Annotated in this window: 18 protein-coding genes; 12 read left to right on the top strand and 6 right to left on the bottom strand. The window is 70.5% G+C overall.

The window, feature by feature from the left end; all coding sequences use genetic code 11:
* Positions 1-605 precede the first annotated feature (605 nt).
* From AB0D74_RS43135 to AB0D74_RS43120, 4 genes are all read left to right on the top strand, one after another.
* A complete protein-coding gene (locus tag AB0D74_RS43135; protein WP_362599673.1) occupies positions 606-1,376 on the top strand; it encodes a hypothetical protein in 771 nt (256 codons plus the stop codon).
* Between the two features lie 76 nt (positions 1,377-1,452).
* Positions 1,453-2,064, top strand: a complete 612-nt coding sequence (locus AB0D74_RS43130) for a helix-turn-helix domain-containing protein (protein ID WP_362599671.1) — start codon at positions 1,453-1,455, stop codon at positions 2,062-2,064.
* A gap of 27 nt (positions 2,065-2,091) precedes the next feature.
* Positions 2,092-4,182: a hypothetical protein gene (locus tag AB0D74_RS43125; RefSeq protein ID WP_362599669.1), complete on the top strand. Its 2,091-nt coding sequence runs from the start codon at positions 2,092-2,094 to the stop codon at positions 4,180-4,182.
* Entirely contained in the window at positions 4,182-4,904 is a 723-nt protein-coding gene (locus AB0D74_RS43120) for a helix-turn-helix domain containing protein (protein WP_362599667.1), read from the top strand. The genes AB0D74_RS43125 and AB0D74_RS43120 overlap by 1 nt, the downstream gene beginning before the upstream one ends.
* A gap of 277 nt (positions 4,905-5,181) precedes the next feature.
* On the opposite strand, the gene AB0D74_RS43115 is transcribed toward AB0D74_RS43120, so the two are convergent.
* Together AB0D74_RS43115 and AB0D74_RS43110 are read right to left on the bottom strand one after the other, a co-directional pair.
* The gene (locus AB0D74_RS43115; protein WP_362599665.1) at positions 5,182-5,742 is read right to left on the bottom strand and encodes a hypothetical protein; all 561 of its coding nucleotides are present in this window, start codon (positions 5,740-5,742) and stop codon (positions 5,182-5,184) included.
* A gap of 150 nt (positions 5,743-5,892) precedes the next feature.
* A complete protein-coding gene (locus AB0D74_RS43110) occupies positions 5,893-6,543 on the bottom strand; it encodes a GNAT family N-acetyltransferase (protein ID WP_362599663.1) in 651 nt (216 codons plus the stop codon).
* A gap of 463 nt (positions 6,544-7,006) precedes the next feature.
* On the opposite strand from AB0D74_RS43110, the gene AB0D74_RS43105 reads away from it, so the two are divergent.
* A complete protein-coding gene (locus tag AB0D74_RS43105) occupies positions 7,007-7,537 on the top strand; it encodes a lamin tail domain-containing protein (RefSeq protein WP_362599661.1) in 531 nt (176 codons plus the stop codon).
* 232 nt (positions 7,538-7,769) lie between these two features.
* Here AB0D74_RS43105 and AB0D74_RS43100 read toward each other — a convergent pair whose 3' ends face one another.
* Together AB0D74_RS43100 and AB0D74_RS43095 are read right to left on the bottom strand one after the other, a co-directional pair.
* On the bottom strand, positions 7,770-8,474 hold the full coding sequence (locus AB0D74_RS43100) for an HNH endonuclease family protein (RefSeq protein ID WP_362599659.1): 705 nt from the start codon (positions 8,472-8,474) through the stop codon (positions 7,770-7,772).
* Between the two features lie 822 nt (positions 8,475-9,296).
* Positions 9,297-9,941 carry a TetR/AcrR family transcriptional regulator gene (locus AB0D74_RS43095; RefSeq protein ID WP_362599657.1) on the bottom strand — a complete coding sequence of 215 codons (645 nt, stop codon included), beginning with the start codon at positions 9,939-9,941 and terminating at the stop codon, positions 9,297-9,299.
* 176 nt (positions 9,942-10,117) lie between these two features.
* Between AB0D74_RS43095 and AB0D74_RS43090 the strand changes: the two genes are divergently transcribed.
* Genes AB0D74_RS43090 through AB0D74_RS43080 form a run of 3 tightly spaced genes read left to right on the top strand, consistent with a single transcriptional unit; the run spans position 10,118 to position 12,505 of the window.
* Entirely contained in the window at positions 10,118-10,951 is an 834-nt protein-coding gene (locus AB0D74_RS43090) for a TauD/TfdA family dioxygenase (protein WP_362599655.1), read from the top strand.
* Entirely contained in the window at positions 10,948-11,526 is a 579-nt protein-coding gene (locus AB0D74_RS43085) for a nuclear transport factor 2 family protein (RefSeq protein WP_362599653.1), read from the top strand. Before AB0D74_RS43090 ends, AB0D74_RS43085 begins: the two co-directional genes overlap by 4 nt.
* A gap of 49 nt (positions 11,527-11,575) precedes the next feature.
* On the top strand, positions 11,576-12,505 hold the full coding sequence (locus tag AB0D74_RS43080) for a TIGR03564 family F420-dependent LLM class oxidoreductase (protein WP_362599652.1): 930 nt from the start codon (positions 11,576-11,578) through the stop codon (positions 12,503-12,505).
* Positions 12,506-12,689: 184 nt separating this feature from the next.
* On the opposite strand, the gene AB0D74_RS43075 is transcribed toward AB0D74_RS43080, so the two are convergent.
* Positions 12,690-13,289 carry a hypothetical protein gene (locus AB0D74_RS43075; protein ID WP_362599650.1) on the bottom strand — a complete coding sequence of 200 codons (600 nt, stop codon included), beginning with the start codon at positions 13,287-13,289 and terminating at the stop codon, positions 12,690-12,692.
* 185 nt (positions 13,290-13,474) lie between these two features.
* Entirely contained in the window at positions 13,475-14,491 is a 1,017-nt protein-coding gene (locus AB0D74_RS43070; protein ID WP_362599649.1) for a hypothetical protein, read from the bottom strand.
* 172 nt (positions 14,492-14,663) lie between these two features.
* Between AB0D74_RS43070 and AB0D74_RS43065 the strand changes: the two genes are divergently transcribed.
* The 4 genes from AB0D74_RS43065 to AB0D74_RS43050 all read left to right on the top strand — a co-directional run bounded on the left by AB0D74_RS43065 (position 14,664) and on the right by AB0D74_RS43050 (position 17,897).
* Complete coding sequence (locus tag AB0D74_RS43065) at positions 14,664-14,927, top strand: helix-turn-helix transcriptional regulator (RefSeq protein WP_362599647.1); 264 nt, start codon at positions 14,664-14,666, stop codon at positions 14,925-14,927.
* Positions 14,928-15,103: 176 nt separating this feature from the next.
* Positions 15,104-15,979 carry a DUF6083 domain-containing protein gene (locus AB0D74_RS43060; RefSeq protein WP_362599645.1) on the top strand — a complete coding sequence of 292 codons (876 nt, stop codon included), beginning with the start codon at positions 15,104-15,106 and terminating at the stop codon, positions 15,977-15,979.
* Positions 15,976-16,452, top strand: coding sequence for a hypothetical protein (locus tag AB0D74_RS43055; RefSeq protein WP_362599643.1), 477 nt, complete (start codon positions 15,976-15,978; stop codon positions 16,450-16,452). The genes AB0D74_RS43060 and AB0D74_RS43055 overlap by 4 nt, the downstream gene beginning before the upstream one ends.
* On the top strand, positions 16,449-17,897 hold the full coding sequence (locus AB0D74_RS43050) for a UvrD-helicase domain-containing protein (RefSeq protein ID WP_362599642.1): 1,449 nt from the start codon (positions 16,449-16,451) through the stop codon (positions 17,895-17,897). The genes AB0D74_RS43055 and AB0D74_RS43050 overlap by 4 nt, the downstream gene beginning before the upstream one ends.
* The last annotated feature ends 224 nt before the right edge of the window (positions 17,898-18,121 follow it).

Raw genomic sequence — 18,121 nt, 5'->3', positions numbered from 1 at the left:
ACTGCCGTCGGAATGCCGCCCATCGGCGCAACCGCCAGGGAGAGCCTGCTGGCCGGGCCAGGCACGATGCGGCCGTGACGACCCCAGATTCCCTGCTGGGGTCCGTGCACCGCACCAGGGCACCTGCGGGACACGGACCCCAGCATCACGACCGGAGAGCTGCCCTCACGTCGCACGACGGACTGCGTCTGCATCTGCGGCCCCACCTGCGCACCCGCCGACCCTCTACGTCAAACTTCTCTTCCGCAGACCCTCGTTGGAGTGGTACCCGCTGCCGTCCCGAGCGGCATCTACGCAGGTCACACGGCATGCTGATATGCAGAATCGTTTATCGGGCTCCGTTTTCGGACCATCGGGCTGGCATGCTAGTGCGCAGCACATCGGCGGTGGCCACACTCCGCTGATGCTCTGTGTGTGACACCGCAGTTGAGGCTGGCGGAGGCCCTCGCGTGCGTCACATGTTTCCCGCGCACGGCAGCGCTCTGCCCGAGCACGGCATGGCCGTACCCGCCTGGCTTCCTCAACGCGTCCATCTCCCGTACCCGTGACGCGCTCCCCGGCCTCGAAAGACGGCGCCCCCACTGGCACCTTCCGGCAGGAAAGACATGACATTGCACTCCACCGCTCGTGACCGCCTCCTCGAAGGCGGCCCCCGACTCCCGCCGCCTGCAGAACGGCGCAGGCTTCGCGAACTCTGGGGAGCCGACTTCAAGGAAGTCGCCGACGTTCTTGGCGTATCCCCCGCCACCATGGCCGCCTGGGAAGCCGGCTTGCATGCCGCCGACACCACCGGCACCCGCGCCTACCTGCAGCTCCTCAACGCTTTCCGCGAACAGCTCGACGCCGCCCGCGGATCCGGCCGGCCGGAACTGCCTGAGCCTCCCGAAGTCGTAGCCCCGCCAACTGCTACCGGCATCCCCGCGCAGGCAGCCGGTGGCCCCGCCAAGGCCAAGCCCGCCCGTCGCGGAACACGCTGGAGCAGCGAGGAGAGAGAGTGTCTGCGCACCGAATTTCTCCGCGGCACCTCCGTCCAGGAGCTGGCCGAATCCCTGAAGCGAAGCGAAAAGTCTGTGCGCTGGGCCCTCTATCACCTCGGCCTCATCGCCTTCCCGGCCGACGAGGTACCCGCCCCGCGCCCCAGACCGGAGAAGCCCAAGGCCTACACCGTGGAGGAGAAACGCCAGATCCATCCCCGGGCCTACGAGCGCTGGAGCGCCGACGAGGAACAGCGTCTGGCTGAACGCTGTGCACAGGGAGCATCCCTGGCCGAGCTGTCCGTGGAGTTCGGACGCAACGAGGGGGGCATCGCCGGTCGGCTCATCAAGATCAACGCAGAGGGGGCAGCAGCTGAGGAGGCATGGGAGTACGGCGGGTAACTCTCCGGCCACCCCGTTGACCGCTTCGGACCTCATCCCGTAACGTACATGCCGAATCAGATATCAGATTTCGCATATGAGTGGGGGGCGGGTGCTGCTGACCACGGGGCAGGCCGCGGAAGAACTGGGCTGTGCCGTCACGACCTTCCGGCGCCTCGTGCATGCAGGCCTGCTGCCCGGCCTGTCCCGCCGAGGCGTGCGCGTCATGGTCCCGCTCTCCACGGTGCAAGCCCTCAGCACACGACACTCCGCAGCCCTCGACAGGCTGGACGTTCCGGAGATCGCCGTGCTGCGGGTTGACACAGCGCAGCGGACCGGTGATCCGGACCGGGACTGGATCGGCTTCGCCGCTTCCCTCGCCCCCGACGACCTCCTGAGGGCGCTGCGCGGCTGGTGGCGCTGCGACGCGGCAGGCGTCGCAGCCGGTGGAGTCCTGCCCGTCACACTCTCCGGCTACGTCGTGGCCGTGCTGACGGGCCTGGAGCGCTGGGAGAAGAACGGCCAGGGCCGTCACGCCTTCCCCGACGCACGACTGGCCGGCTACGTCACGGACCTGACCGCCCCGCACATCACGCTGACCTCAAACCTGAAGACCGACCGCCGACTTGCCGAACTCCTGCTGGGAGCCCGGCTCGCCTCCCACTCGGGCGGGGCCATCGCCTACGTCCCCACCGCCGCTGCCGGCTGAACCCCACGCCCGGACAAGGAAGCCCCGATGGACGCACAGAGCTACAATGACGCGCTCGGCGAACTGCGCACCGTACGAGACAAGATCAAGAAGGCCAGGGCGGAACTGTCCAAACTGGAAACCGACCGGGACCAGCGGATCACCCAACTGGCCGCCTACGGCAAGGCGAAGGCCGAGCGGATTGCCCCGGCCGCGGGCGTGAGCCTGGCCGATGTCGTCGCTCTGGCCCCCGCTCTGGCCCCCGACGACCTCACCGGCGCCGACACCCCGCCCCCCACTCCCTCCGGCACCGAAGAACCCTCCGCCGCGCACAGCACGCAACCCCGCACGGCCACTGCCGCGCAGGCCCCGGCCCCCGCCACGGCTCCGGGCACCGCCCGGCCCGCCGAGCCCCCGGCCGCTGACGGCACAACCGCGCTGCCTGTTCAGGAAGAGAGGAGTCTGCCTTCCATCCCCGAGGGCGGCACCGGCGACGCCTGGTTCACCCACACCCGGCAACTTGCCTCCACCCGACCGAACTTCATCCAACAGGCCCGCTCCACCGTCTTCCTCGACACCAGCACCGGCATCCTGGTCCACCGCAACCAGACCCACAGCCTGGACCTCGGCGCCGCCTCCGCCGCGGACATCCTCACCGCCGTCTTCCACACGGTCCCCGACAGCGTGGAACGCATCTACATCACCGCCGGCGACCCCTGGCACCACGGCGCCGACCGCCACGCCTACCTCCGCGACGCCGTCGCCGCCTGGCTCAACGCCCCGACACCCGGCTGGCGCACCGACACCGGCCGAGGCCGCGACCGCATGGCCGGACACTTCGTCCACGCCCGCAACCCCGTCGGCCGCTACCAGCGCGAAAGCGGCGACGACCACGTGGAGATCCGCTCGGTGCGGGAGTGGTTCGACCTCGACGGCGACGACCCGCACACAGTGCGTGACGCGTTCGTGCTCCTGTGGCAGGCCCTGCGCCGCCACTGGGACGACGCCGTCCTCATGGGCTCCCCCTCCCAGACCGGCCGCGACCTGTGGACCCGCACCATCCCCCAGCGCGGACAGCACGCCGAGGGCTTCCCCGTCCTGTCGGAGGAACTACGCGGCCTGCTGCACGCCACCGCAGGCCAGGGCCGCAACGAACTCATCACCCCACCCCGCGTGCCCGAGCAGCTGCCCCAACTCGTCGAGTACGACCGCACCTTCGCCTACGCCAAGCACACCTGGAAATCTCCCGTCGGCACCCCCCGCCGCATCACCGCCCAGACCTTCGCCGCCTGGAGCGAGAAGGACCAGATGCGCGCCCTGTACGGATGCGGGCACTGGCAGGCACGCGTGACCGTCCCCGACACCTGGAACCACGTGGGCCTCCTGCCCGCCCCGGCCCCCGGCGAACGCGCCTGGCACTACCCCGCCGCAGGCGGCACCACCTTCACCACCTGGGCCGGCGGACCCGAGATCCACACCGCCCTGACCAACCCCATCAAGCCGTGGAAGATCGAGATCCTCGACGGCATCCTGTGGGACGACGGCAAACCGCTGGACGACTGGGCCAAGAAACTCAAGGAGACCTGGACCAACCTCTCCACCCAGGCCCACTTCCAGGGCGACCCCCGGCAGGCTCGCGCCGCCCACCTCGCCTCCCGCGCCGTGCGCTCCATCCTCCTGTACGGCATCGGATCCTTCGCCCAGCGCCCCCGCATGGTCACCGGCACCACCCCCCGCACCATGGAACGCGACGTACCCGCAGACGCCGAAATCATCGGCTTCGACGACGAACTCATCACCTGGCAACGGCCCACCGGATTCAGCCGGGACCCCAACGCCCACCCCGAATGGGCCGCCGCGATCTGGTCCGGAGCCCGCGCCGCCCTGCTCACTCAGCGCCACCGCGACGACAACACCTACGCCGGGGCCCTGCACACCCCACCCGGCACTGTCGTCGCCTTCCGCACCGACGCCCTCTACCTCACCCGGCCCCAGAACTGGCCCTACCACCACCAGCCCGGCGACTACCTCCTGCGCGGCCACCTCACCGGCCTCGTCACCGCCCCGGCCACCGAGGACGAACTCCTCACCCTGCGGGACACCGGACGCACCGCGCTCACCGCCCGCGAGGAGGCCTGATGCCCCCCCGCTCCCGCTCCGACACCCCGGCAGAACAGGGCCAGTTGAACGAGGCGGCCCGGCTGGCCGACCGCCTGCAGGTAGCCGGCTACACCAAACGCGACATCGCCCACATCATCGACCGAGACCCCTCGCTGGTCTCGCAGTTCTACACGAAGAACAAGGGCGCCGCCTTCGTAGCCGCCCTACAGCAAGTCCTGGCCGCCGTCGAGACCGGAGGCATCACCGACCTGCCGGAACTCGCCGCCATCGCCGCCCGCCACACCCAGCGGCGCACCACCGCCTCCGGCGGCCGGGCCCGGGTCCGTGGCAAAGCCGTCCTGATCACCCCCACCGGCTCCGGCACCGGCCGCGTCGGCACCCAGGCGATCGCCTCCGGCTCGGCCCGGCTGCGCCCCCTGATCGCCGAAGCCGCCCGCCGGGGCCTGCGCCTGGCCTTCACCGTCCGCCTGGCCAAGACCGCCTACGTGCACCCCTCCGGCAGCCGCACCGACTCGCCCGGCATCCGCCGCGACGTCATCCAACGCGCCGACCACACTGAAGAACGCTCCTACGGCTCCTCCCAGACCGGAGGCTTCGACGCCGTCGACTTCGCCCGCCGCGTCAACGCCGCCGGCGGCGACGTCACCGCCGCCGTGCACCAGTGGCTGGTCGAGACCGGACGCATCCACCCGGAGGCCCACATCATCCACCTCGAAATCCGCACGTGGCGCCCACGCTGACCACAACGCAGCCGACGGGGCCCGGATCTGAAACGCCCCGCGCACACGAACCCTGCGCGTGTGATCCAGGTCCGGGCCGATCTGAACCCACTGATGCCGAGGCCGTAAGACCTGCTGAGGCGCTGCCTGGCGCAGGCAGCCTGAGCCAGGTCAGGAAGTCTCCCGCCCTTCAGGAGGGAGAGCAGTCAAGGGCCGACGTTGGTGAGGCTTCCCCGCAGTACGAGCAACCGGCCAGCATGTGGTGACTCACGCCTCTGACGTCGCCCTTGCCGTATCGCTAGAAGTCGTCTCCCGGGGCTTTGCCCGCGGTCGTCCTTTCCTCGGTCAGCGGGCGGCCGAGTTCAGCGAGTGCAGTTTGGGGGATGCCGCTGCGCAGCAGCGGCTTGAGCCGGTCGAAGTCCTGGAGCAGTCCTCCGCCGTCGACGGGCCACAGCCCAGGGTCGGCGATGGCGATGCCGACGTAGGCGCGCCCCGGCGAGTCGTCCCAGGTCGGGTCCAGCACTGTCCCGTCCGGGCGTACGGTCCAGGCGTGGGGCAGGGCGATGTCGAAAGCGTGGTGGGTGAGGGCGAATCCCTCGGCGTACACCAGGTCTTCGTCACGGTGGGCGAGGGCGTAGCGGGCGGCGTTGCTGTAGCAGAGCCGGTCCGGCATGCCGATGAGGTCATCGGGGCTGGGCGTGGGGGTAAAGCGGCGGCCCAGGGCCAGCAGGAGGTGGAAGGAGCTCGGGTAGCTCCAGTCCTCGGGGACGCGGTGGGCGGCCTCGGAGAGTTCGGCGTGCTGCCGGATGTGGTGGATGAGACCGTCCTCGGCAGCGGTCCGGGAGACGCTGTTGGTCATGTCGCGGTGACTCTCCGATGGTTTCGCACGGTGCGGGTATCCATCATCCTCTACTCGGCGTTTCGCCGGTGGCGCGCCCGAGCTTCCGTCGGTGCTCCGCTGCCGAGGAGCCGTCCCGTGCACCGCTTGCGCAGCATGGCGGCGGCCGGTTCAGGTCTGGCGTTCGGCGAGGAGTAGGGAGGTGCCGCGCTCCAGGCGGCGGCGCAGGACGACGCCCGGCTGGAGGGCTTTGACGGCGAGCTGGTGGCCGTCCGATCCGTCGTCGCAGGACTCGAACCCCGCCCGGGTGCGGAAGACGAGGGGTTCTTGCTGGGCGGCGATGGTGTAGCCGCGTTTGCGGTACCAGCGCATGGTGGCGAAGGCGCCGATCCGGATCTTGGCGAGGGCCAGGTGGCTGCCGGCGCTGCGGGCCGTCTCCTCGGCCGCGGTGAGCAGTGCGCTGCCGATGCCCTGGCCACGGTGGGGCTCGGCGACGGCCAGGAGCTCGATCTCGACGAGGGAGTGGACGAGAGCGGCCCGCTGCGCGGGCGGATGGTCCCGGATCCACCGGATGGGAGGTGTCGTGTACACCATCCCGGCCACGGCATCCCCGACGCGCGCGACCAGACAGCGGCCGTGTCCGTAGGGCAGCGGGACCTTCCCGCCGTGCGCGTCGATCGCCTCCGCCAGAGCCGGAGGAGGGGCTGCGCCGGGCGCGGGCACGAGGCCGCCCACCGCGAGGGCACCCAGAGCCACCGCCGAGGGCCCGTCGCCCGGGGCCGCGAGCGCAATCGTGATGGTGCTGCTGGGCCTGCCGGTCATGAGCGCCACTCTACGAGCCCTCCCGGATTCCGCCTCCCTCCGTCCGGGGCCTGCGATCCGGCCCTGCCCGGCGGCGCGCGGCAGCGGTCACGCCGTCGCGCTCTGCCCGTACGGCACCCGTTCGGGCCGCGCGGCCTGTTACTCACTTTCGAGTGACGGCCCGCAGGGCGGAAGCAACGCGGGGCACCGGTCGGCATCGGTTTGCCCGCCGCCTGCACGGCATCGCACGGTGACAGCCTGTCAACCTCGTGCATTCGCCGTATACATGGGTGTTGCAGGTGAGAGTCATAGAAATATGACCAAACTGTCATGACCTTCGCGTACCCATCACAACCCCTCCGCAGGGTGGGCAGGGTGTGGGCGTGCGGTCAATCCGGCCGCCGAACCCGCACGACGCACCGCGAGCGACCTGCGGCATCACGCCGCCCGCTCGAGGTGTCCGGCCCCGAGAAGGGGGACTTCCGTGTCCGTATCCGTTTCCGCCCGCCGCCTGACCGCCGCCGCTGCCGTGGCCGCCGCTGCCGTGGGGACGCTCGCGCTGCCGGCCGCGGCCGCGGGCCAGCACCCGGCCCGCCCGCACCACGACGTGGTCATCAGCGCCGTGCAGTACGACTCGCCGGGGCGTGACGACCGCTCCAAGCGCTCCCTGAACAAGGAGTGGGTGGACGTCACCAACACCACCCGCCGGGCGGTGAACCTGGACCACTGGACCCTCACCGACGAGGCCGGTCACACCTACACCTTCCGCCACTTCCGCCTGGACGGGCGGGCCACGGTCCGCGTCCACACCGGCGAGGGCCGCGACAGCGCCACCGACGTCTTCCAGGACCGCCGTGCCTACGTGTGGAACAACGACGCTGACACGGCGACCCTGCGCAACGACCGCGACCGCCTCGTCGACGAGGTCACCTGGGGCCACCACCGTGGCGACGACCGCGACCACCGCGGCGATGACCGCGGGGAGCACCGCAACGGCGGCAGCATGCGCCGCTGAACCTCTCCGGCGGCGCCGGTGACCGGCGCCCCCGGGCGGCCGGCACCGCCGAAAAGGCGGCCCGCCCTGCCCCGGGGACGTGCCGCCGGAACAGGAGCGATCTGTTCCGGCGGCACTCCGGTGACCAGCCACGGCATGCGAACACCCTGCGCTGAGGGCCGGGGTGTGGGAGCGTGGCAGAGGCCGGGTCCACCGCTTACCCCCGTAGCGGATGGGCCCGGCCTCTGTAGGTTCAGCGGGCGTAGGTGACGGTGATGGGCTGGTCGGGGCAGGCGGCGAGGCGCTGGGCGAGCGCGGCCTGCTCGGCGGGGTCGACGCTCAGCTGGTAGCGCAGCTTGTCGGCGACCCAGTTGGTGACGTAGGTGCACCAGTAGCCGGCGTAGGGCGGCATCCACTCGGCCGGGTCCTTGTCGGCCTTGGACCGGTTGGAGGCCGCCGAGACCGCGATCAGGGCGCGAGGGTCGTCGAGGTCGTTCGCGTAGGCTTCGCGTTCCTTCGGGGTCCAGGCGGAGGCGCCGGAGTCCCAGGCCTCGGCGAGCGGGCCGAGGTGGTCGACATCGAGTTTGCGGGCGTCGTTGATGTACTGGTCGTCGTAGGGTGAGTACCAGACGCCCCCGGTCAGGGTGCACTTCGGGCCGACCTCGGGGGCGGCGACGGCTTCGGCCAGGAGGACTTCGGCGCGGGTGTTGCAGCCGTCCTTGTCCGCGTCGGTCCAGTGCTTGAACTTGTCCCGGGAGTAGCCGGCGCGGCTCTCGTCGGCCACGGTGAGCTCGGCGAGTGCGTCGCGGACCGGCAGGGTGACGGTCTCGCCAGGCGCGTGCCGTGCGGGCAGATGCCCGGCGACCGCGGTGGCGGCGTGGGCGGTGGTGGGGGCGAGCAGGGCGAGTAGCGCGAACAGCGCGGCGATCAGGGTGCGTCGGGTACGGGCGAGGCGCACGGCCGGGTCTCCGTTTCGAAGATCACGAGCAGGTTGTGATCTTCGTAGTCGCCGGGGCGGCGCTGCGCGGGATGATCGGCCGGGGGTTCACCCGGTCGGCGAACTAGTCACACCACCGAGGTGGCTTCGGGCGGACGCAGTGTGTCGGTCATTCCGCGACCGCACCGGGTAGCGCTGCGATCAGACAGGCGGTAATTCGCCGGGCTTGGCCTGGACCGAGTTGGACGGCCGTCTCGACCTCATCGCCCTCCTGGACGAGGCCTTCGCCGCACTCGGACCCGGTCAGTAGGCGACCACCGCCGCAGCTACCGACGGGGAGGGTGTTATCGGACCCCGACCGGCTCCGGCAGCGGCCATGCTGGCGCCCAGGCCGTCGCCTCCGGCTCCGCCCGCTGATCGCCGAGGTAGCCCGCCAGGGCCTTCACTGTCTGCCTGGCCAAGACTGCCTACCTTCAACCCCTCCGGTAGCAGCACCGACTCGCCTTGCATCCGTCGCGACGTCATCTGGCGCGCCGACCACACCGAGGAGCGCTCCTACGGCACCGCCCGGACCGGCGGCTTCGACGACGCCGACTTCGCCCGCCGGGTGGACGCCGCCAGCGGCGACGTCACCGCCGCCGTCGACCAGTGGCTGGGGGAGACCGGCCATATCCGCCCCGACGCCGAGATCATCCTTCTCGATGTCCGCACCTGGCGCGCTCGGTGACGCCGGGCGGGACCGCATCGTGCGAGGGCGCGGCGGAACCCCGCAGCAACGGGGGCTGAGGCGCGGGGCATCCGTGGTGCAGCGCAGCAGAGCCGGGCACGGCTGCTGCGGCGCGGTCAGCCTGTCCGGTCCTGATCCGCTTTCCCGGACGTGGGGGAGGCGGAGGTGCCGGGACTGTTCGGTGCTGTGCCCTCGAACCGTGTGAGGCAGTTGTCGATGAGTTCGCGTACCTCTTGGTGGCCGTCGGCCAGCCCGAGGGCGTCGTCCATGGTGAGGATCCGGGACATGCCGCTGATCAGGATGGTCAGTGCGGCGGGCGAAGGAGTACCGACGGGCGAGCGGTCGGCGAGGGCTGTTGCGAGGATGTCTTCCTGCAGGCGTCGGAAGCGGGTGAAGTACAAGGAGAGTTCTGTGCGCACTGCCGGCCTGTGGTTCGCGAGCGCGATGAACTCGACCGTGAGAGCGGAGTTGTGTGGTTCGCTGCTCAGCTCCCACATGGCGCGCAGCGGATGGGCTGCCTGCCGGACGTCTTGCAGGCGACGCAGATTCGCTTCCGCGCCGCGTCTGAACACGGCCAGGAACAGTTCGTCGACTGTGCCGAAGTAGTAGTAGACCAGAGCCGGATTGGCGTTCGCGCGGGCAGCGACCTTGCGGGTCGTGACCGCGGCGTAGCCCTCTTCCAGCATCAGCTGCGCCGCCGCGTCCAGCAGTGCGGCCCGGGTCGCCGAGTCGCCGCCAGGGCCCGAGCGGGCGCCACTCACGGGTGCCCGCCGGGCAGGGCGGGCCGGCTGCGGCAGATCGTGAACACGCGTGCAGTGTAACGGTCTTGACCAGCCGCCGCGGCGAGTGTTAGGCATGTGACTAACCAGGTTTTAGGCAGTCGACTAAACAGGTCTGGACGATCCCACTGCACAGCCCGAGCGGAAAGGCATGGATCGTGTCCGTCACCTTCACCTCCCTCAGCCCTGAGATCGGCGCACAAACCCGCCTGCTGACCGGGGTAGGGCTTCTGCGCCCCGACGCCGTTGCCGCGCTGCAGGCCGCGCTCGACGCGAGCGGTGTCGTCATCTGCCACGGCGCCGATCTGTCCGACAGTGAATTCGCCGCCCTGGGAAGGGCATTAGGAAACCCGGTCGTCCCGCCCCGGGGTGGCGACCCTGTCCACCCCGAGATCGACACGATCACCCTCGACCCGGCCAAGAGCCGGTTGACGGCCGTACGCCGGGGCACCTTCTTCTGGCACATCGACGGCACCCGCGACGACCTACCGCAAAAAGCCACGATGCTGCTGGCCCGGCAGGTCGCCGACGCGGACGGCGACACCGAGTTCGCCAGCACCTACGCCGCCTGGAAAGCACTGCCCGACAACGAGAAGAAGCAACTCGCCGGGCTGCGCGTCACACACAGCTTCACCGCCGCACAGCTCCTGGCGAACCCCGCCCCCTCACCGAAAGAACGCGCGGCCTGGGACACGGTGCCCACACGCGAACATCCGCTGGTATGGACCCGCAGCGACGGCCGTGCCTCGCTGCTGATCGGGGCCACCGCCGACCAGGTCGTCGGCATGGCGCACGACGAGAGCCGCGCCCTGCTCGAACGCCTCCTGGACTGGTCCACCCAGGACCGCTTCACGCTGCGCCACCACTGGCATCCCGGCGACCTGGTGATCTGGGACAACACCGGCATGCTCCACCGCGCCCTGCCCTATAGGCAGGCATCGGCCTGCCTGATGCGGCGGATCACCTTCGTTGGCGAGGAGGCGGTGGCATGAGCGACACGTCGAACGCCTCGGCTGCACGGTTCGCGCGACTGGAGCGCGAAGTCCGCTATCTGACCGACCGGCAGGAGATCCTCGACTGCATCGCCCGGCACGCGCGCGGTCACGACCGTTTCGACACCGACCTGTTGACCGCCGCCTATCACGAGGACGGCCTCGACGAGCACGGCAGCGCGGTCCATCCTGCCGGCACGTACGCACAGTGGGCGAACGCCGTGCACTCCAGGGCCGCCGAACTGCACACGCACAACATCACCACCCACCTGTGCGAGATCGACGGGGACACCGCCCACTGCGAGAGCTACGTCCTGGTGGGTCTGCTGCACCGCGACGGCACAACAGCCCAGCTCATGAGCGGCCGCTACCTCGACCGTATGGAGCGCCGCGACGGCACCTGGCGCATCGCCGTACGCCGCTGCACCGTGGAACTCGTGCTCACCGCGGACGCCTCGCTGCTGCGGACGCCCTTCTTCAAGGAACAGGGATTCGTCAAAGGCACACGGGACAAGGACGACATGTCCTACCGCCGACCGCTGGAACTCGACGATGCGTCCGTGCCGCGATGGTGACCTCCCGGCACCGACGCCCCGGCCAAAGGGCGGGCAAAGGAGCACCACCATGCGTATCGGACTGACCGGCGGCGCAGACAGCATCGAACGGATGGTGCGCCAGGCCGAGGAGGCCGAACGGGACGGGTTCACCTCGCTCTGGTACGCCAGCGGCGTGGCCGGCGACCCCCTGGCTGCGATGACCGTCGCCGGCCGGGCGACCTCGTCGATCGAACTGGGCACAGCCGTACTGCAGACCTACCCCTGCCACCCGGTACTCCAGGCCAGCCGGAGTGCAGCGGTCCCGTTCGCGATGGGCCGGCCCGGTTTCACCCTCGGTATCGGCCCTGCCCACCGGCCGCTGGTCGAGGACGTGCTGGGGCTGTCGTACAACACCCCCGGAGCTGCCACCGAGGAATACCTGCGCATCCTGACCGCCCTGCTGCGAGGTGAAACGGTCGACCTCACCGGAGAGCACTGGTCCGCGCACACCTCACCGCCCGCCGTACTGCCGGACGCGGGTGTGCCGGTCCTGCTGGCCGCACTGGGCCCGCGCCTGCTGCGTGTGGCCGGCGAACACGCGGACGGTGTCGTCCTGTGGATGGCCACGGCCCGCGCGGTCAGTTCCCACATTGCACCCCGCCTGCACAAAGCCGCCGCAGACGCCGGGCGGCCCGTGCCCAGGATCGTTGCCGGCCTGCCCGTGGCGGTGCACGACGATCCGGCTGCTGCCCGCGAGGCGGCAGCCCGGACCGCGGCGGTCTACGGCGACCTGCCCAACTACCGCCGCATCCTGGAGATCGGCGGCCAGTCCTCGCCCGCTGACGCCGCCGTCACCGGAGACGAGACGTCCGTCCGCAGACAGCTGGACGCGCTGGCGGACGAGGGGGCCACCGACTTCTGGGCGTTCATCGTCCCGGTCGGCGAGACCAGGGACAGCCGCCGCGCCTCCGTGCGGCGGACCAGGAACCTTCTCCAGGAACTCGCCGCCGGCGCCTGAAAGCCGTATTCGCCACCGAACAGAGGGCCGCGGTCCGGACAGGTACCGTTCGTCCGGTCGGCGCGGGACGATCTCGCTGCCTTCCGCACCCGCTGCGGAGGTCCCAGCACCGCAGTGCACGTTCGGTGGCTGGGCACGACCAGTTACGCCCTGGCCCCGCCCGGACGACGCTCGGGCGACGCTGTCAGGAGTCCGAGCGATTGGCTTCATCGCCTGCGGTGATTGAGCTGGCCACCTCCGGTGCGCCGGAGGTGGTGTAGAACACCGAGGAGCCTTGCTTGGTCCGGTGGATGAGGCTTTTGGCTACCAGGTTCTCAAGAGTGGTGCGCACCACCTTGGTGCCGATGTTCCGCTCGGTGTGAACCTGCCTGAGCACTTGTGCGATCTCCGCTGCGGAACGGGGCTCGCTCTGCTCGACCACATGCTGCCGAATGAGTTCGACCAGCGTGGGCTCAGCTGTCTTCTTGCCCGCAGGCGGCTGCGCCGTTGCCTTCTTTGCCGGGCGGCGCGTGCCGGATGCTGCCGGTTCCGGCTTCTTCCGGGGGGAGGGCACCACGGCGTTCTCGGCGCGAGCCGACGCCGGGGGCGCACCGGGGACCCCGAGTGCCTGCTGCATATTGACCAGTACGGCGTGATCCTGCTGCAGGGTTGCCAACTGCTCCTGGAGCGAGGTGAGTTCCGCTGTGATGCGTTCCTGCTCCTTGGCGTTGCGTTCGAGATCGCCGGTCACTTGGCTGATGTACTGCGAGGCCAACTCGGTGGTGTGAGTGGTGTTTTCGGGCATCCTTCTCTCCTCGGTCGTGACCAGGCCGAAGCGCTGGAGGCTGATACCGGTGAGCCGGGCAAGTGACTCCTGCCGCAGTATGCTCCGGGCAGCGATATTACGGGTGGGAAGCCCTGCTTCCCCTCTCTGCGACATCTGCTCTGGGTGACTGTCGTCATCGGACGGGCGGCAACGCGCACCATGTCTCAGGTCTCGTCCATGTGCTGAGGTGCGAGCAGTTCCCACAGCACCTCGTCGGTGTCCCGGTCCTGACGCCACGCAGCCAGCGCCCGCACGGCGACGAGCCGGTCGAGCAGTTCGGCTGTTTGCTGTCGTGAGTGCCCGCTCAAGCGGGTGAGCACCTCCATGTCGAGACGGCGCGCAACGCGGTCGCTGGTGTAGTACGCGGCAAGGACGAGCGCGATCAGACGCAGCGCGGGCGGTGACGTCGCGGGCAGGAACAGCGGCACTGGGCGCAGTGCCCAGTCGGCCGCACGGCAGCGCGCCGGCCGGCCGGGAGCCTGGTCCAGGGCCGTGGCGTCGAGCAGCCGGACCTCCACCGGCGTGGACCTGAGATCGGGGTACTGGAGCCAGGCTCCGTGGGCCAGCTCCTCCCAGATCTCCCTGCGGCCGCTGAGCCGCATGCTGCGCAACAGGCCGGCAGGCAGGCGAGCGCGGCCGCAGGCGTCGGTGCGCAGTGCGCACTGCACGGCGAGCAGGCGGGCGGCGGCAGAGGTGAACTGGGGCAGAGCGGCAGCGAGATAGGTGAGCATCTCCCCCACCCGCAGGCGCTCCTCCGCGCCGGGCCGGCGCGGGCCGCGTGCCGCTGACGGAGCGGGGGAGCGGGGACTGCCGAGTTGCGTGTCCGGTACGACGGCTGTGTGGCTGGTCGCGGCCGCGCAGGCGGTACACGTGTCGGCCAGCCGCCAGGCGCGGCCGCCGCGTCCCTGGGTGAGGGCGAGCCGGACCGGGCCGGCGCAGCCGCGGTGGCGGGGATGCCAGCGGCAGCCCTGGGCCTGGCACTGGCAGGTGCGCAGGTGTCCGGGCAGTGCGTCGGCTTGTGCGTGGCAGGCCAGATGGGCCAGGGCGGCCGACCGCGCGGAGACGCCCCCGCATGCAGGTGTGCGGGCGGTGCACTGGGTGCAGACGAGGCTGGGTACGCCTGCCCGCGGGTGCAGCTCCACCGTCCAGATGCGCCGCACCGCGGCACCGCCGAGCCTCATCGGCCCTGTCCTCCTGTCTGCCCGCGCCGTAGGGCCGGAAAGCCTGCGGCCAGGCGTTCCGGGACGGACGCACGGTAGTGCAGATCCCTGCACCACGGGAGAGCGGGCCCGCGAGGAGAAAGTGCAGATATCCGCACTGACGGGGCAGAGGTCTGCACCGTCGGATGGTGGAGTGACGATCATCCCGCCCGACCCCAACCTCAATGCGCTGCGCGTCGCACTCGTGCGGCTGCGGGGCGAGCGCGGATGGACCATCGACCAGCTCGCCGAACGCAGCAACCTGGCCCGGCGCACCCTCATCGACCTCGAACACGGCCGCAGCACCGGGAGCATCACCACCTGGCACGCACTGGCCCACGCCTTCGACGTCCCCATCGAACGCTTCCTCGTCTCCCTGTGCGAGGGGCATCCCGCCCCCGGTACACCTCAGCCCTGACCGGGCCGCACCGCCAACCGCTCACCAGACGGGGAAGGAAATCACCCGCCCGGGCGAGACGGCATCGAACGACAGATCCACATCTCGCGCAGGCGTTCCCGCACATGGGGCCGATCGTGTGACCTTCCCGAAAGCCGCCCCCGGCCATCGGCGCGTCACCTGTCACGGTCGCCGCCATGCGCCCCCACTCCTTGCCCGCGGACCGCCACTGGGACGGCAGCCCCCGCCACCTTCCCCGCCGCAGCAGCCTGCAGATCGCCCCGGCCAGCCCCAGTCGGCTGCTGCGCGCCGGTCAGAGCGGCCGCTGCCGACAGTGCGGCAACCGCGTCGACTGGTACCCCCGCCACGACGACCGCCCCATCGCCCTGCACCCCGCGGACGTCGCCGTCGTCGGCACCCCCGCTTCCTGCCGCTGGCACATCGGCGGCGGCATCGCCCACCCCCACGATGACGGCAGCGCCTGGTGCCGCATCCCCCACGCCGTCCTCTGCCCCCAGCAGCCATTGCGTTCCCATACCGGCCATACCCGGCTCACGGTGCTGCGGCGCGAACTCGCCGTGCACTCCCGACGCCTCATCGACACCGGCGCCTTCACCCCCCAGCCCTGCCCCCAGGCTTCTGCGGCTGTGCCAGCCGGCGAGGCCGGGCAATCCACCCGTCCCGTCGTCCGGATCCTCCTCGTCCCCTATCTCGGCCCCAGCCCCGTCGAAGACATCCGCTGCGTCGCCCAGACGCGCCAACGCCGCCGCTGCACCCACCCCGTCCTCGCCCCGGGCCACCTGGCAGGCCGCTGGAGACTCCTGCCCTCCGGCCCCAGCCACGGCCAACTCACCCTGCCCGACACCACGATGGCCGTCTACGACCTCAGCCACCTGCCCTACATCGCTCAACTGCGCTGGCGTGCCCAGCGCTGCCCCACCCACGCCACCGGAACCGCCCCCGATCTCGCCCTCGCCGACTGGCAGGTCTTCGACCCCCTCCTGCACGCCGCCCACATCCACACCCGCCTCCCGCACCCGCCGCCCCTGGGCAGGGGCAAGGACCGGCGATGACGCACCACGCACTGGAGATCGTCCTCACCCGCCCCCTGCCCCCGCAGGCGCTGCACCGTGCCGCCCGCGTCATGCCGCTCGCCGCCAACCACGACGCCACCCACCTCATGGCCCTCGTCCAGGCCAAGACTCCCCACCGGGCCGCTCACCGCCTGCGCCGCCGACTCGAGCACCTGCTGCCCATCGACGCCATCACCACCCACTACCCGGACGCAGACCACAAGGTCCTGCTCAACGTCGTCTTCCCGCCCGCCAGTCACACCGTTCTGAGGACCGAAGCCGACCGCGCAGCTCAGAGTCCCGAGCGATTCGTGGAACTGGCCCTGCACCGGGCCCTGGCCGAACACACGGACCGGGAGATCGACCGCCTCAGCCGGACACTGCGCCAGTTGCTCGCCCACACCACCCCCGCCCACCTGCTGTCCGCCCTCGGGCACGAGCTCACCCGACTCCCCGAAAGCCCCGCGCCATGAAACTCACCGACGAACAGACGGCAGCCCTCGACGCCTTCCACGCCGACGAGCACCTGGTCCTCCAGGCCGGTGCCGGCACCGGCAAGACGGAAACCCTCTCCCAACTGGCCCGCTCCACCAGGCGACGCGGCCGCTGCCTCGCCTACAACCGGGCCATCGCCCGCGACGCCACCGCCCGCTTCCCCGGCAACGTCCAGTGCAAGACCACCCACGCCCTCGCCTACGCCGCCCTCGGCCACCGCTACCACAGCCGCCTGAACGCACCCCGCCGCCCGGCCTGGCAAACCGGACAAGCCCTCGGCATCACCAAAGCCCTCCGCATCGATGAACGCGACGTCTCCCAACGCGCCCTGTCCAACACGGTCCTGCGCACCGTCACTCGCTTCTGCCACACCGCCGACGAGAAGATCACCCACCACCACGTACCGAAACTACGAGGCCTCGACGACACTGACCTGCACCGCGAACTCGCTACCCACATCGTGCCCTTCGCCCGCAAAGCCTGGGACGACCTGCAACACACCGACGACGGCTGCGTCCGCTTCGACCACGACCACTACCTGAAGATGTGGGCCCTCACCCAGCCGGTCCTGCCCGCCGACTTCCTGCTCCTGGACGAAGCCCAGGACACCAACCCCGTCGTCGAACAGATCTTCCTCAACCAGCGCAACCACGCCCAACTCGTCATGGTCGGCGACTCCGCCCAGGCCATCTACCACTGGCGCGGCGCCAAAGACGTCATGACCGGCTTCGACGGCACCCGCCTCACCCTCTCCCAGTCCTTCCGCTTCGGCCCCCACCTCGCCGAAGAAGCCAACCACTGGCTCACCCTCGCCGACGCACCCCTGCGCCTGCGCGGCACCGACACCCTCCACACCGAACTGGGCTCCCTCACGCAGCCCGACGCTGTGCTGTGCCGTACCAACGTCGGCGCCATGGCCCAGGTCATGGGACTGATGGCCGCCGGATGCCGCGTCGCCCTCGTCGGAGGAGGCGACAGCCTGAGCGCTCTTGCCCAGGCCGCCCGCGACCTCAAAGAAGGACGCCGTACCCACCACCCCGAACTGCTTCTGTTCCCCTCCTGGGGTGAACTGCAGGACTACGCAGCCCACGACCCTGCCGGACGCGACCTGCAGCCCCTCGTCGGCCTCGTCGACACCCACGGCACCGATGCCATCCTTGGCGCCGTTGCCCAACTTGTCGACGAACAGCACGCCCAGACCACCGTCTCCACCGCCCACAAAGCCAAGGGGCGTGAATGGTCCCGCGTCAAGATCGCCGACGACTTCGCCCCGCCCGGCCACAGTGACCCGCCCGAGAGCGCACCGGCGCCTGCAGCTCAGCCCATCGGCGACAGCGAGGCCCGCCTCGCCTACGTGGCCGTCACCCGCACCCGTCGGCGTCTCGACATCGGAGGCCTGGCATGGGCGCGCGGCCAGCGATGACGGCTGGGGGCACGGGGACGTGATCCGGTGAGAGGCCTGCCGTCTTTGACGGAGCGAGCGCGGCCTCGGGATGCGCTATCTGTCGCCGGCTCCTTGACGGGCCTGGCCGGTGCCTGTGGGATCGCAGGCCCGTTTCACACACCTTTAACCCATGGGACACAAGAGGGAATTGGGAGCCACTGAGCATGTTTTTGGATCCAATCACGAGTAGATTTCATCCATTC

Origin of the sequence: Streptomyces sp. NPDC048278 (genome assembly GCF_040652195.1) — a bacterium.
Classification (GTDB): domain Bacteria; phylum Actinomycetota; class Actinomycetes; order Streptomycetales; family Streptomycetaceae; genus Streptomyces.
Note: the sequence above shows the minus strand (reverse complement) of the source record. Positions and strands in the feature narration are given on the sequence as shown.

Excerpts from the sequence above, each read along its gene's own strand:
- AB0D74_RS43135 (WP_362599673.1), top strand. The coding sequence starts at position 606 with ATGACATTGCACTCCACCGCTCGTGACCGCCTCCTCGAAGGCGGCCCC.
- AB0D74_RS43125 (WP_362599669.1), top strand. The coding sequence starts at position 2,092 with ATGGACGCACAGAGCTACAATGACGCGCTCGGCGAACTGCGCACCGTA.
- AB0D74_RS43110 (WP_362599663.1), bottom strand. The coding sequence starts at position 6,543 with ATGACCGGCAGGCCCAGCAGCACCATCACGATTGCGCTCGCGGCCCCG.
- AB0D74_RS43075 (WP_362599650.1), bottom strand. The coding sequence starts at position 13,289 with ATGCCCGAAAACACCACTCACACCACCGAGTTGGCCTCGCAGTACATC.
- AB0D74_RS43060 (WP_362599645.1), top strand. The coding sequence starts at position 15,104 with ATGCGCCCCCACTCCTTGCCCGCGGACCGCCACTGGGACGGCAGCCCC.
- AB0D74_RS43080 (WP_362599652.1), top strand. The coding sequence starts at position 11,576 with ATGCGTATCGGACTGACCGGCGGCGCAGACAGCATCGAACGGATGGTG.
- AB0D74_RS43070 (WP_362599649.1), bottom strand. The coding sequence starts at position 14,491 with ATGAGGCTCGGCGGTGCCGCGGTGCGGCGCATCTGGACGGTGGAGCTG.
- AB0D74_RS43055 (WP_362599643.1), top strand. The coding sequence starts at position 15,976 with ATGACGCACCACGCACTGGAGATCGTCCTCACCCGCCCCCTGCCCCCG.
- AB0D74_RS43115 (WP_362599665.1), bottom strand. The coding sequence starts at position 5,742 with ATGACCAACAGCGTCTCCCGGACCGCTGCCGAGGACGGTCTCATCCAC.
- AB0D74_RS43120 (WP_362599667.1), top strand. The coding sequence starts at position 4,182 with ATGCCCCCCCGCTCCCGCTCCGACACCCCGGCAGAACAGGGCCAGTTG.
- AB0D74_RS43085 (WP_362599653.1), top strand. The coding sequence starts at position 10,948 with ATGAGCGACACGTCGAACGCCTCGGCTGCACGGTTCGCGCGACTGGAG.
- AB0D74_RS43050 (WP_362599642.1), top strand. The coding sequence starts at position 16,449 with ATGAAACTCACCGACGAACAGACGGCAGCCCTCGACGCCTTCCACGCC.
- AB0D74_RS43130 (WP_362599671.1), top strand. The coding sequence starts at position 1,453 with ATGAGTGGGGGGCGGGTGCTGCTGACCACGGGGCAGGCCGCGGAAGAA.